This is a genomic window from Micromonospora sp. NPDC049044 (assembly GCF_040649215.1).
In the GTDB taxonomy this organism is placed as follows: domain Bacteria; phylum Actinomycetota; class Actinomycetes; order Mycobacteriales; family Micromonosporaceae; genus Micromonospora.
Genome location: NZ_JBEZFA010000015.1, coordinates 47,294 through 60,234 on the forward strand (window position 1 = coordinate 47,294; position 12,941 = coordinate 60,234).

The 12,941-nt window shown below is 69.8% G+C and carries 12 protein-coding genes; 4 read left to right on the forward strand and 8 right to left on the reverse strand.

Features of this window, described 5'->3' with window-relative positions; translation table 11 throughout:
* Window positions 1–244: 244 nt before the first annotated feature.
* The 4 genes from rph (at window position 245) to AB0B85_RS15060 (ending at window position 6,153) form a co-directional block, all read left to right on the forward strand.
* Window positions 245–2,863 (forward strand): rifamycin-inactivating phosphotransferase, encoded by a 2,619-nt coding sequence (gene rph, locus AB0B85_RS15045; protein WP_357407455.1) that lies wholly within the window; start codon window positions 245–247, stop codon window positions 2,861–2,863.
* A 26-nt stretch (window positions 2,864–2,889) separates the two neighbouring features.
* Window positions 2,890–3,822, forward strand: coding sequence for a class A beta-lactamase (gene bla, locus AB0B85_RS15050; protein WP_357407457.1), 933 nt, complete (start codon window positions 2,890–2,892; stop codon window positions 3,820–3,822).
* A 242-nt stretch (window positions 3,823–4,064) separates the two neighbouring features.
* Window positions 4,065–5,261, forward strand: a complete 1,197-nt coding sequence (locus tag AB0B85_RS15055) for an MFS transporter (protein ID WP_357407459.1) — start codon at window positions 4,065–4,067, stop codon at window positions 5,259–5,261.
* 247 nt (window positions 5,262–5,508) lie between these two features.
* Window positions 5,509–6,153 (forward strand): dihydrofolate reductase family protein, encoded by a 645-nt coding sequence (locus AB0B85_RS15060; RefSeq protein WP_357407461.1) that lies wholly within the window; start codon window positions 5,509–5,511, stop codon window positions 6,151–6,153.
* 144 nt (window positions 6,154–6,297) lie between these two features.
* On the opposite strand, the gene AB0B85_RS15065 is transcribed toward AB0B85_RS15060, so the two are convergent.
* From AB0B85_RS15065 to AB0B85_RS15100, 8 genes are all read right to left on the reverse strand, one after another.
* The gene (locus AB0B85_RS15065; protein ID WP_357407463.1) at window positions 6,298–6,735 is read right to left on the reverse strand and encodes a DUF6069 family protein; all 438 of its coding nucleotides are present in this window, start codon (window positions 6,733–6,735) and stop codon (window positions 6,298–6,300) included.
* A 39-nt stretch (window positions 6,736–6,774) separates the two neighbouring features.
* Window positions 6,775–7,758: an RNA polymerase subunit sigma-70 gene (locus AB0B85_RS15070; protein WP_357407465.1), complete on the reverse strand. Its 984-nt coding sequence runs from the start codon at window positions 7,756–7,758 to the stop codon at window positions 6,775–6,777.
* 145 nt (window positions 7,759–7,903) lie between these two features.
* Window positions 7,904–8,899 carry a hypothetical protein gene (locus tag AB0B85_RS15075; RefSeq protein ID WP_357407467.1) on the reverse strand — a complete coding sequence of 332 codons (996 nt, stop codon included), beginning with the start codon at window positions 8,897–8,899 and terminating at the stop codon, window positions 7,904–7,906.
* A gap of 136 nt (window positions 8,900–9,035) precedes the next feature.
* Window positions 9,036–10,268, reverse strand: a complete 1,233-nt coding sequence (locus AB0B85_RS15080) for an MAB_1171c family putative transporter (protein ID WP_357407469.1) — start codon at window positions 10,266–10,268, stop codon at window positions 9,036–9,038.
* Complete coding sequence (locus tag AB0B85_RS15085) at window positions 10,255–10,758, reverse strand: hypothetical protein (RefSeq protein WP_357407471.1); 504 nt, start codon at window positions 10,756–10,758, stop codon at window positions 10,255–10,257. The genes AB0B85_RS15080 and AB0B85_RS15085 overlap by 14 nt, the downstream gene beginning before the upstream one ends.
* 15 nt (window positions 10,759–10,773) lie before the next feature.
* A complete protein-coding gene (locus AB0B85_RS15090) occupies window positions 10,774–11,232 on the reverse strand; it encodes a helix-turn-helix domain-containing protein (protein ID WP_357407472.1) in 459 nt (152 codons plus the stop codon).
* A gap of 401 nt (window positions 11,233–11,633) precedes the next feature.
* Window positions 11,634–12,446 carry a trypsin-like serine protease gene (locus tag AB0B85_RS15095; RefSeq protein WP_357407474.1) on the reverse strand — a complete coding sequence of 271 codons (813 nt, stop codon included), beginning with the start codon at window positions 12,444–12,446 and terminating at the stop codon, window positions 11,634–11,636.
* Window positions 12,447–12,548: 102 nt separating this feature from the next.
* The coding region (locus AB0B85_RS15100; RefSeq protein ID WP_357407476.1) for an FG-GAP-like repeat-containing protein at window positions 12,549–12,941 on the reverse strand (393 nt) is incomplete at its 5' end.

The window sequence follows — 12,941 nt, forward strand, 5'->3', positions numbered from 1 at the left end:
GAGATTTGGCGGTTCGAGTTCGGTCCGGACGGCTCGAAGCGGTCCGTGCCGCCGTCAGCCTCGCCCGCTGTTCGACCAGTGGACCCGAGGTGTCAGCGAGGGTGTGCTGGCCCACGACGAGGGCGGCTGGCTCCGGATCGACGAGGACGAGGTGCCCTGGACCACCGGGCTCGACCCGCAAGACCCCGGTCCTGGCGCAGAATCTGCGGCCGGACCAGCATCAAGACGCAACGGGGGGCACGACATGGGTGTGTTGTCGATGGACGAGGGCCGCAGCGATCTCGTACCGCTGGTGGATCTTCGGGAGGTCGACGCGACGCAGGTGGCGGTCGTCGGCGGCAAGGCCGCGCACCTGGGCGAGCTGTCGCGGATCGACGGCATCCGCGTTGCGGCCGGGTTCTGCGTGACGACTGCCGCATTCCGGCGGGTGCTGACGCAGGCACCGTCGGTCGACGGGCTGCTCGACCGCCTGTCGCACCTGAACCCGGACGACCGGGAGGCGATCGGCGCGCTGAGCGCGGAGGTCCGCCGCAGCATCGAGGAGATTCCGATCCCGGGCGACCTGGCGTCCGAGATCACCCGCGCGCTCGTCCGGTTCGGCGACGAGGCGGCGTACGCCGTGCGGTCCAGCGCGACCGCCGAGGACACCCCCACCGCCTCCTTCGCGGGCCAGCAGGACACCTACCTGAACATCGTGGGGCCGGACGCGGTCCTGCGGCACGTCAGCCGGTGCTGGGCGTCGCTGTTCACCGAGCGGGCCGTCGTCTACCGCTTGCGCAACGGCATCGACCACCGCACGGCGCAGATGGCTGTCGTCGTACAACGGATGGTCTTTCCGGACGCGGCGGGAATCCTCTTCACGGCCGACCCGGTCTCGGGCAACCGGAAGGTCGCGACTGCCGACGCCAGCTTCGGCCTCGGCGAGGCCCTGGTGTCCGGCCTGGTCAACCCGGACGTCTTCACGGTGCGTGACGGGGAGGTCGTCACCAGGGCGGTCGCCGCCAAACACCGCGCCGTCGCCGCCGTGCCGGGCGGCGGCACGCGGGAGGTGGCGATCGACGCGCGGCGACAGGAGCAGCCGGCGCTGACCGAGGCGCAGGTCGTACGGTTGGTCCGACTCGGGCGACGGATCGAGGCTCACTTCGGCCGTCCGCAGGACATCGAGTGGTGCCTGGTCGACGACGACTTCCAGATCGTGCAGAGTCGGCCGATCACCACGCTGTTCCCCGTGCCCCCAGCCGCTGACCGGGGCAACCACGTCTACCTCTCGGTCGGGCACCAGCAGATGATGACCGACGCCATGAGGCCGCTGGGGCTGTCCATGTGGCAGTTGACGGCCATGGCACCGATGCTGGAGGCCGGTGGCCGGTTGTTCGTCGACGCCACCGGGCTGCTGACCTCGCCGGGCCGCGCCGGATTCCTGGACATGGTCGGGAAGTCCGACCCGCTGATGCGGGACGCGTTGGACACGTTGCTCGACAGCGGATTCGTCCCGGCGTCCAGCGGCGGCGGTGGTCCGGCCAGGCTGCCGTTCGGCGGCCCGTCGATCGAGTCCGACCCGGCCATCGTGACCGGGCTGATCGACCGCAGCGAGGCGTCCGTCGCCGCTCTGCGGCGTGACATCGCGACGGTGTCCGGTACGGCGCTGTTCGACTTCCTGCTGAATGCCTTCGAGGAACACAAGCGGATCCTCGGTGAGCCGCCGACCATGCAGGCGATCATGGCCGGCATGGAGGCCACCTGGTGGCTCAACGACCGGCTGTACGAGTGGCTGGGCGAGAAGAACGCCGCGGACACCCTCACCCTGTCCGCCCCGGGCAACATCACCTCGGAGATGGGGCTGGCGCTGCTCGACGTCGCCGACCAGATCCGCCCACATCCGCAGGTGGTGGCGTTCCTCGAGGACGTCGAGGACGACGGCTTCCTCGACGAGCTGCCCAGACTCCCCGGCGGGAGCACCGCGCGCGACGCCATCGAGGCATACCTCGACCGGTACGGCATGCGCTGCGTCGGAGAGATCGACATCACCCGGCCCCGGTGGAGCGAACGCCCCAGCACGCTCGTGCCGGTGATACTGGACAACGTCAGGCTCTTCGAGCCCGGTGCCGCCAGGAGGCGCTTCGAGCAGGGCCGGCAGCTGGCGCAGCGCAAGGCGCAGGAGGTGTTGACGCGCCTGCGGGCGCTGCCGGACGGGGAACAGAAGGCCGACGAGACCGAGCGGATGATCGAGCGGGTGCGGACGTTCATCGGCTACCGGGAGTACCCGAAGTACGACATCGTCAGCCGCTACTTCGTCTACAAGGAGGCCCTGCTCGCAGAGGCCGAGCGCCTCGTGCGGGCCGGTGTGCTCACCGAGCGGGAGGACGTCTTCTACCTCACGTTCCAGGAGTTCCACGAGGCCGTGCGCTCGCAGCAGGTGGACCACGAGCTGATCCGGCAGCGCCGGGACGAGTTCCGGTCGCACCAGGCGCTCCCGCCTCCCCGGGTGCTGACCTCGGACGGCGAGGCCGTCACCGGCGCGTACCGCCGCGACGACGTGCCGGCCGGCGCCCTGATCGGGCTGCCGGTGTCCACCGGGACCGTCGAAGGACGCGCCCGGGTCATCCTCGACATGGCCCAGGCTGACCTCGAAGCGGGCGACATCCTCGTCACGACCCACACGGACCCCAGCTGGACACCGCTGTTCGTCGGCATCGCCGGCCTGGTGACGGAGGTCGGCGGGTTGATGACGCACGGCGCGGTGATCGCACGGGAGTATGGCCTGCCGGCTGTCGTCAGCGTGCTGGACGCCACCCGGCTGATCCGCGACGGGCAGCGGATCCGCGTGCACGGCACCGACGGGTACGTCGAGATCCTGCCCTGACCGACGGCACCTCAGGAGGAACGGCGATGACGATCCCTGTCCGACGTCTGGCGACGGCGCTGGTCGCGGCGACGACCCTGGCGGTGGTGGCGGGGTGCGGCGGCGACGACGCACCGGAGGCGCTCCCCACAGCGAGCCCGGAGGCGACGCTCAGCCCGTCCCTTACCCCGTCTCCGTCGCCGGACGTCGGGCAGGACTTCCAGCGGCTGGAGAAGAGGTTCGGGGCGCGGTTGGGGGTCTACGCCGTCGACACGGGCACCGGCCGCACCGTCGAACACCGGGCCGACGAGCGGTTCGCGTACGCCTCGACGTGGAAGGCGCTGGCCGCCGCCGAGGTCCTGGACGACACCACCGACGCCGAACTGGACCGGGTGGTGCGGTATTCGGGAGCGGACCTGGTGGCGCACTCACCGATCACCGAGAAGCACGTCGCCGAGGGCATGAGCCTGCGCGCTCTCAGCGACGCGGCAGTGCGCTACAGCGACAACACGGCCGGGAACCTGCTGCTGCGCCACCTCGGCGGGCCGCAGGGTTTCCAGCGCAGACTACGCGCTGTCGGCGACCCGGTCACCGAACCGGCCCGTTACGAGACCATCCTCAACGAGGCGACACCCGGCGACCGGCGGGACACCAGCACGGCGCGGGCCCTGGCAGGCGACCTCCGGGCGTACACACTGGGCGATGCCCTGACGCCCGCGGACCGCGACGTCCTGCGCGGCTGGCTGCGGGGCAACACCACCGGCGCGGCGCTGGTCCGCGCCGGGGTGCCCGCCGGGTGGGTGGTCGGGGACAAGACCGGCACCGGCGGGTACGGCACCCGCAACGACATCGCCGTCATCTGGCCGCCCGATCGGGCCCCGATCGTCCTGGCCGTGCTGTCCAGCCGCGACGAGAAGGACGCCACCCCCGACGACGCACTCATCGCCGAGGCCACCCGGGTGGCCGTCGCCCGACTCTGACCTCTCGTGATCGGACGGTACGTGTTGGCGACGGCGGGGGCGGCTCGCCGGACCCGATTCGTGCGTTACCGTCAGTGGGTGGTTCCGGTGGAGGCGGTCGCGGCGCGGTACGCCCGGTGGATCACGCCCCCTCTGCCGTTGTACGGCAACGATCACGAACGGTCCGACTTCGCTCCCTGACCGGCGCTGGCAGGTGCCCGCTGGTCCCTTGATCCCTTCCATCGCAACGGGAGCGATGCCTCATGTCCTCAACCGGTATCCGGGTGGTCCTGCGTGCCCCGCAGGTGCTCTGGGTCCTGCTCGCCGCCCAGGTGGGTCGACTGCCGTCGGCCTCCGGTCCGCTCGCCCTCCTGCTGTTCGCGCGGGAGTCGTTCAGCCTTGCCGCGGCCGGTCTGCTCGTCGCCGCGTACACCGCCGGGATGGCGGTGGGTACGCCGCTGCTCGCCCGGGCGGTGGACCGCTGGCGTCAGCCACCGGTGCTGTGCCTCTCGGCGGTGCTGTCCGGCGCCGGGTTCGGCTTCGTGGCCACCGGCGCGTTCGGTGCGACAGGTGCCGCCGTGGGTGCCGCGATCGCCGGGCTCGGCACTCCCCCGCTGGAGGCGTGTCTGCGCTCGCTGTGGCCGGACCTGCTCCCTCCGGCGGCGGTGCCGGCCGCGTACGCGTTGGACGTCGCCGTACAGGAAGTGATCTTCGTGGTGGGCCCGCTCAGCACGCTGCTCGCGGTGGCGCTCGGGGGCCCGGTCGCGGGGTTGGTCGTGGCCGCGCTCCTGCAACTCGCCGGGACCATCGTGTTCGTGCGGGCTCCCGCCGTCCGCGCCTGGCGCGGCGTTGCGGCGGCACGGCACTGGGCGGGTCCGCTTCGGGTGCATCGGCTCACGGTGATGCTGGTGGGGGTGGCCGGAGCGGGGATGGCGGTCGGTGGCATCGCGGTGGCGGTCACCGCGTACGCCGAAGCAGCCGGAAACCGTCACCTGGCCGGCTGGCTGCTCGCCGCCCAGGCGACCGGCGCCCTGGTCGGGGGCCTGCTCTACACCCGTGCCCGGTCCGGTGGGGCGCGCCGTCTGCCGCTGCTCACCGCCGGGCTGACCCTCGGCTTCGTGCCGCTGCTGCTGACCCCGCCGCCGGCAGTGATGGCGGTGTTGCTGGCGATCAGCGGCCTCGCGCTGCCGCCCGCGCTGACCGCCATCTTCCTCAAGGTGGACGAGCTGGCGATGCCGGGCACCGTCGCCGAGGCGTTCGCCTGGGTCGCCACCGCGTTCACCGTCGGCAGCGCCGCCGGCTCGGCGCTCACCGGTCTGGCGGTGGCGAACGGCGTCCGTTACGGCCTGGCGCTGGCACCCGCCGCGGCGTTGCTGAGCACCCTCATCATGGTTGCCGTCGCCCGTTCGGCGCCGGCAGAACGGCCGCTTGGGACCCGGCGCGCCTCGGCGGTCTGGTGAAGTTTTGCCGCACCAGAACGCCAAGTACGGCACCGAGGTGACCTTGGCCGGCGGCTGACCGACCCCGGGCAGAGACCGCCCCCGCACCCGCCGGTGCGGGGGCCGTCTCTGACCTGAGCCCCCGCGCCGGCTGAGCGGCGGTGACGGGCCGACGCGCCACCGTCCGGGCGAGTCGATGACAGGTCCGCGCTCCGGCGTCGGTCTACTCTTCGGGTCGACGACATCCACCTGGTGAGGAGTAGGGCACATGGGCCTCGTCCACATCGAACTGTTCGCCACTCTCGACCTCGTCGGGCAGGCGCCCGGCGGTCCCGAGGAGGACCCGGAGGGGTTCCCGTTCGGCGGCTGGCAGGCGCCCCTGCTGGACGAGGTCGCCGGGGCGCAGGTCGCGGCCGCGTACGAGGGCACCGATGCGCTGCTGCTCGGCCGACGGACGTACGACATCTTCGCCGCCTACTGGCCGCACCAGGAGGGCGGCCAGGACGACGACATCGCCACGCTCTTCAACAGAGTCCCGAAGTACGTGGCCTCCCGTGGCACGCCGGACCTGTCGTGGGCCGGGTCCACCCGGATTGGCCCGGACCTGGCGGGTGCGGTGCGCGAGATCCGGGACCGGCACGAACACGTGAAGGTCGTCGGGAGCCTCAACCTGGTGCAGACCCTGCTGCGGGAGAAGCTCTTCGACCGTCTGGACCTGTGGGTGCACCCGATCGTGCTCGGCGTCGGCAAGAAGGTGTTCGACGGCGGCGAGGTGCCCACCAACCTGACGCTCCTCGAACCGCCGGTGGCAGGCGCCAAGGGCACCGTCTACCTGCGCTACGGGCTGGCCGACGGCACGCCCGGCACCGGCGACATGGCCGCACCCGATCGCGGTGCCGAGCAGGACGGCTGACGCTTCCCCGAACCCGGCGGGCCCCCGTCGAGCAGGGCGGGCACTGCCCTAGCGGGCGGCCTCGTCGGGGAGGGACCGCCCGCGAGCTGACCCGCCGGTCAGCGCGAGGACAGTATGCGTGATCCGCCTGTCGCCATCACCGGCTCATCGATCGGCCCGCGCGCGCAGGCTTCGCGTCAGGGTGGGGATCATCACCGCCGCCGGTACGAGGTGCAGCCCGACGAGGGTCGCGGCGGTGGTGGCGTTCGCCCCGGCGAGCAGTGGCGGGACCAGCGAGATCGCGGTCAGCGCCACCGCCGTCCAGAGGAACCTTTGGGCGGGGCGGGCGCTCCACCGCAGCAGGGCGGCGGCGATGACGACGCCGACGAGGGAGAAGAAGCCGGTCACCACGGCGAACCCGCCCAGCGGGATCGTCTCGCCGCCGTCGGGGATCTCGAAGTCGACGCCGAGAGCCTGGGCGAGCGCGGCGGCGAGGGTGGTGGTCACCATCGCCGCGAGGGTGGCGACGAGCCCGGTGCCGGCGAGCCCGAGGATGCGGCGGTTGGTCCGGGTGGCCGCCGGTGCTGCGTTGGTGCTGGTCATGTCACTGCTCCATCGTTCGGTTGAGGGCGGATACCGGGATCACTTCGTGCCGTCTGCCGGCAGCCGCTCGGGCAGCCCGAGTCGCGGGAACTGGTCGGCATGGAAGATGGTGATCTCGGTGATCGCCCCGCCGGTGATGCGCAGGACGTCCAGCGTCAGCGGCAGGTACGCGTTCTCCCGCTCCCGCCAGTGGTAGAAGGCGACGGCGGGCTGCCGGTTCACGGCGGTGGGGACGCCGCGCAGGCCGGTCATGGTGTCGAAGCCGTCCTGGATCCAGTCGTTCACCACCGCGTCCCGGCCGAGGTGCAGGCCCGGGGTGGGCGGCATCGAGCAGCGCACGTCGTCGCGCAGCATCGTGGTGAGGCGGCCGATGTCAGTGGCCACGCTCGCCTCGGTGAAGCGGCGCACCAGCTCGCGGGTGCCGGAGTCCTCCTCGCCGCCGGTCCAGTCCTGCCGCTCGGCGGGCAGGTGCTCCCGCATGCCGGCACGGGCCCGTTGCAGAGCGCTGTTCACCGAGTTGACGGAATCCCCGAGCAGCTCCGCGACGTCCTTCGCCGGCCAGCCGAGCACGTCCCGCAGGATCAACACGGCCCGGGGGCGCGGCGCGAGGTGCTGGACCGCCACCACGTACGCCAGCTCGATCGTCTCCCGTGCGACGGCGAGCGCCTCCGGCTCGTCCGCGCCGCCCGCGGGCAGCTCGTCGAGCAGCCGATCCGGGTACGGCTGGAGCCACCGCACCTCACCGCCGGTCGCGGGTTCCGGGCGACGCTTGGCCAACAGGTCCAGGCAGGCGTTGGTGGCGATCCGGTACAGCCAGGCCCGGAACGTCGACCGCCCCTCGAAGGTCTCCCGCCGCCGCCAGGCACGCAGCAGCGTGTCCTGCACGGCGTCCTCGGCGTCCTCGAACGACCCGAGCATCCGGTAGCAGTGCACGTGCAGTTCCCGCCGGTGCCGCGCCGCCAGCCCCGAGAACGTCAGCTCGTCGACCTCGTCCAACCCGTGCAGCCGCGTGTCCGCGCTCATCACGTCATCCTTCCGCTTCGTCATGTCCTGTCGTAGGTGTGACGGGCGCGGGCGCGAAAACTCATCACCGGCATCGGTCGCGGCGGCCTTGCGCCCGATTGCGGATGGTGCCCGGCGGCGGCACCGTCGTTGCCGTGGGGTGCCGTCAGTCCGTGGTCAGACCTCGGGTCGCCAGCTCGCTGAGCGACGGGCCGTTGTGACCGCCGAGCGCCGCGCGAGCGACCGCGGGTTGGCACAGCTCGAACGCCTCCACGAGGAACGTCGGCGAGTTTGACCGGTGGCGGATCCCGTCGACCTCCTGCCGGTCGGGGTTGAACGGCAACGTCTTCCACTGGTCGGCGGTCTCCTGCCAGTCGGACGAGATGGCCGCGGCCAGGCCGTCGAGCAGACTCTCGTAGTCTGCCGCGGTGATCCGGCGGCCCAACCCGTACCGCTCGCGCAGGGCGAGGATCTCGGCGGTGGGCGTGCCGGAGTAGCTGTCGTCCAGCCCGAGCCACCAGTGGGCGAAGTAGCTGCCCTGGTAGCCCTGGGCGAGGTAACGCGACCCGTCGTGGTGCGCCTCGATGATGAAGTTGTGTACCTGCGGGAACTGGCAGTCGAGCAGCAGGACGGTGTCCGCGCTGGCGGGCAGGGCGAGCAGGGCCTTCTTGAGATCCGCGCCCTTGCCGACGCCGTAGGCCTGGAGCGACTGGCGGACAAGCTTGCCGCCCTTGGCCTGCAACTGCTCGCGGATCTGGAACGCGGCCAGGCCGCAGTTGGCCCACCTGCGGCTCTTGTCGCGCCGTTCGATCTGCGGGTCGCCGGTCCGCCCGGTGCTCAGCACCGCCGCTCCGAGCCGGTCCAGAACGGTGTTGTCCAGGGCCTCGTCGCGCTGCCGTTGGTCGGTGTTGCCGGCGAACTCGTCCTGCGCATACGTGGTCGCGGCCCTGACGGCGTCGGCCCAGGTGTCGAAGGTCTGGGCGCGTCCCAGGGTGCTCCCCGACCAGGTAATCAACTGCCCGAGGACGTCGCCCTCGAATCCCGCGGGCAGGAGCGATTTGATCCGCTCGCCGATCTCGGCGCACGCCTTCTCGTCGTCTTCCAGGTTGGGGATCTGGCCGTTGGGCGGGTATGTCGCCTTGTCCGCGGCGATGATCAGCATGCCGACCTCCACAGTCCTTGCCTTCGGTCACCCACTGTCGTGAGCCGACTACAAGAGTGGGACATCCGAGGGTCAGCGGGCTCCCTGCGTCGGGATTCCGTCGGCCGCGGCCGGTCCCCGACGCGCCGCCGGACCGTCACACGCGTTCGTCGACGGTCGGCGCGGGCCTGGGACGTTCGGCGGGTGGCGGTGGGCAAACGAAGGTGTGGATCGCGGATGAGAAGTAGAAGGACCGCACCCGGAGAAGCGATTCGACATCACTGTCGAGATCAGGCACAGCGGCGCTACCGGCGAAAGCGAACGTGCCACCGCTCTCGACGGAGTGTTCGGACTTGAAGCGCAGTCCGGCGGCGGTCCAGCACGCCTCGACGGCGGCCTCGGCGGACTCGCCGGTGAGCCCCAACCGACGCACAAAGTCCTGCGCGGCGGCGACCGTCGACTCACCGACGAAGGTGGCCAACTCCGATTGCGCATCCCGGATCTCGATGACCCGCCGGTAAAGACGTAGTCGAACCTGCAGCACGTTGGTGACGTCGGCGATTCGGCTTGGCGGGGCTCCCAGGACCACATCAGGTACGGCCCGTTGCAGCGTGTGCCACAACCGGTAGAGGCGGTGCAGCCGCACGCTGTCGCGGATATACCGGCGCGCCGGCCTGCTGACCGGCACCGCCGATCCGATCGCGAGCAGTGTCAGCCCGATGCCGAAGAGCGACTTCGAGAAGAAGACATAGCCGGGCCCCGACAGGATTTCGATATGCGCCGCGTGACTGAGAATGAACGCGATGCGATTGAGGACGTAGAGCAGCAGGACCGTGCCGCCGACGGCCGTCACCACGATGCTCCAGTTGCCTCTGCTGCCCGAGCGTGTCAACGCGAGCTTCCAGATGGTCAGCAACGCCCGCGTGACAGCGAGCACGATGGCGGACTGGTAGAGAATTCCATACCAGGCCGTGTACGGCGATTTGGCGGACTCGGTGACGAAGTCGTCGCCGCCGGGATGGTGCGGGGCTGCCGCGAACAGGAAACACATGCCGATCGCCGCGCCGACCGGCAGCAGGAGCCCGGCCCTGGGCCGGTAGTTCACCCCGGGTGTGGCGTTGGCGATCGCGATCGCGAGGCCGGATGCGAGATAGGCGACGGCCAGACCGGCCATGTTCTTCACCAGAACGCTCAGGTCCACCAGACCGGTCGTCGTGTCGATGATGCGGCTTACCGCAGCCAGGTTGAGGGTGGCCGCGACGGCGAGCCCCGCCTGCAACAGGAAGGCCCACGTGTCCCGCGTAGACTGCCTGCTGCGGCCCACCTGGATGGCCAGCACCAGCCAGAGCGCTCCGATGGCGACGAGTTCGAGCAGGTTAGCGCCGGACATCTCGGGCCGCCCGGTTGCTGAACTCTTCAAGAATGTTCGCGGGCTTGAGGTCGACTTCCGACGACTGCATGCGCTGCGCGAGCAGCGTCGCGATCACTTCCGCCTCCTGCTCGGCCACGAGGGAGTAGGTCGACCTCCCGAGCACGGAGAGAATCATCTCCACATCGAGATCGGGCATGATCGCGGCGAGCGCGTCAGTTTCGGTGTTGCGATGACGGCAGAGCATGTGCCCGATCTCGTGCAAGATGATGTGCTGCTGGTGCAGTGGCCTGGTGTCACCGTTGTAGAAGATGTGGTCGGCAGCTTCGGTTTCGATCCACATTCCCCCGGGAGTCCCCGGAGTGCCCACCATGGAGAGTGGGTGCAGGTGCAGCGGGCGTCGCCTGGCCACGGAGATGTGCGCGCAGAGGGCGGCCGTGGTGAGGAGCCGGGGCAACGACAGGTCGTCGAGGAGGCGTGCGGCCTTCCGCTCAAGCCGCCGCAGCCGCATGTCAGGCTCCTCAGGTCATTGCGTGTCGTCAGGTGCTGGGGCGGGGGGTCGACGAGGCGACTCACCCCCGGACTCGGTCAGCCGATCGATCCGGCGGGCGTGTTCGATAATGCCGTTGATTGCCGCGAGGCTGGGGGCGGAGAGGCCGGCCACGCGGAGAGCTACCTGGCGCACCGACGTGTCGCTGAGCGCGGCGAGCAGCTCGAGCTGATCGTCAATCTGACGGGCAGCATCGTCGTCGAGAAAGTAGACCGGGGAGACCCCGAAGAAACGTGCTAGGGCTTCGATGTGTCGAATTGTGGGGTTGTCACGGTGCCCCTTACGGAGTTGCCAGATATACGTGTGCGAAATCATGACACCGGTGGCGCGGATCTTGGTTGCGACTTCCTCGTACGAGTACTCACGACCTCCTGGGCGGACCGTCTTGAACAGCCGGTCCAACTTATCAGCCATTGTCGGTCTGCGGTTGCCCACCGAACCTCCCTGATCGCGGGCGGGTGTCGGCGTCTACGTCCTTGAGCGAAATCGCTGCTCAGACCGGGCCGCCTGGGCCACGCGAAGCCTACGCACATCTCATCCGATCGATCTGCCACCTTCCTACGACCTTAGCCGTAGGCGCCATCGGTTTACTCAGCCGGGCGGGCCAAGTTGCTCACCGGTCCCGGCTGTCGAGATGGACAGTGGTGGCCGGCGGGTGGCCACGAGGTCGGAGGGCCCGCGGGCAGGGGCGTTGGTCGACTCGACCACGCCGCGCGACTGACCGCGCCCGGACACGCACGAAGGTCTCCGGTGTGGGCGCCGCCGCTGTTCACGGCGCCCACACCGGAGACCCGGCCCTCCGTCGAGAGCTACGTTCTCCCCGTAACCCGCACGAGTTAGAGGAGCTCCCCGGGAACAGGATCAGGGTTGACCGGGATTGGCGGGCCGGAGCGCTCGGTCACCCGAGATGGCTGCTGCCCCGCGCCTCTGGTGTACGGGTGGACGGGCAGCGTCGCGCCGAACCGGGAAAGTACGTTCTGGATGGGATTGAAGCACATCATCCCGTTGCTTCGCGCGATGGTGATCCCCACCGCCCACACGTGGCCGGCCCCGTCCGACTGCCACACCGGACCACCACTGTCCCCGCCATCCGAATCCGCCGTGGAGCACAGCAGGTAGTCACGCACGCCGTCCTTGTAGCGGAGGAGACGCCACTCGGTGATTCTTCCTTCCGTCCAGCCCGTCTTCCGACCCATCTTGCCGATGACCATGCCCGCACTCAGCGCACTGTTGTTGAAGTACCCCACAACCTTTCCGGGGCTGCGTCCGGTCACCGGGTCCACAACGATCTGCGTGGCGTCGTCCCCCGCATCCATGCGGATCAGGGCTCCATCAAACGAGTTCGTATCGTATACGTCGCCTATCCGGTCGTTGCGAATGACGGTGCCGAAGCGGCGGTCGGTGCCGAACACGACGTTCCCGATCCGGCCGTAACCCCAGCAGTGACCCGCGGAGACCAGGAACATTCCGCTCGAGCCACGGACCGCGTAACCGCCGGTACAGAAATTCGGCAGACTGCCTGGTCCGTCAAGGTGCATCACGTCACCAGGCCGATACAGGTAACCGGCCGCCTGCGCCGGCCCCGCCCCCAGCAGCACCGCGACACCGACAGTTGTCAGCGTCACCAAAGACGCCAAGAGTTTCCGCACACAAACTCCATTCGTAAAATCTTCGTCGGGACTATTTTTGACCAGGTAACGACATCCGAGACGGGCCCCGGCGGCAGCCAATTCCACCGGGGCCCGTCAACGTCAGACGATCTTGTTGTAGATCTCCCAGCCGCCGCCAATGTCCTGACCGGTGGTGAAGGGCAGGTGGTCCGGGTTGGAGTCCATGTTGTTCGGGTAGTAACGCATCGTGCCGTCCGCCCGCACGGCGACGAGGTCGGCGTGTCCGTCACCGCTGTAGTCGCCGGCGATCACCTTGACGAACTGCTGCCAGTCCTTGCCGACCTGAATCTTCGTGGTGAACGGCCTACCACCCGCGTTGGAATCCATGTTGTTCGGGAAATACCACATCGTGCCGTCCGGCCGGATACCCAGCGCGTCCGCGTGACCGTCACCCGACACGTCCGCGGCCATCACCTTGGTGAACTGCTGCCAGTCCGTGCCGATGGAAGTCCCTTCGGTGAAGGGCTTGTTACC

Bases quoted from the DNA above. Each gene is read 5' to 3' on its own strand.
- rph (WP_357407455.1), top strand. From the start codon at position 245: ATGGGTGTGTTGTCGATGGACGAGGGCCGCAGCGATCTCGTACCGCTG.
- bla (WP_357407457.1), top strand. From the start codon at position 2,890: ATGACGATCCCTGTCCGACGTCTGGCGACGGCGCTGGTCGCGGCGACG.
- AB0B85_RS15055 (WP_357407459.1), top strand. From the start codon at position 4,065: ATGTCCTCAACCGGTATCCGGGTGGTCCTGCGTGCCCCGCAGGTGCTC.
- AB0B85_RS15060 (WP_357407461.1), top strand. From the start codon at position 5,509: ATGGGCCTCGTCCACATCGAACTGTTCGCCACTCTCGACCTCGTCGGG.
- AB0B85_RS15065 (WP_357407463.1), bottom strand. From the start codon at position 6,735: ATGACCAGCACCAACGCAGCACCGGCGGCCACCCGGACCAACCGCCGC.
- AB0B85_RS15070 (WP_357407465.1), bottom strand. From the start codon at position 7,758: ATGAGCGCGGACACGCGGCTGCACGGGTTGGACGAGGTCGACGAGCTG.
- AB0B85_RS15075 (WP_357407467.1), bottom strand. From the start codon at position 8,899: ATGCTGATCATCGCCGCGGACAAGGCGACATACCCGCCCAACGGCCAG.
- AB0B85_RS15080 (WP_357407469.1), bottom strand. From the start codon at position 10,268: ATGTCCGGCGCTAACCTGCTCGAACTCGTCGCCATCGGAGCGCTCTGG.
- AB0B85_RS15085 (WP_357407471.1), bottom strand. From the start codon at position 10,758: ATGCGGCTGCGGCGGCTTGAGCGGAAGGCCGCACGCCTCCTCGACGAC.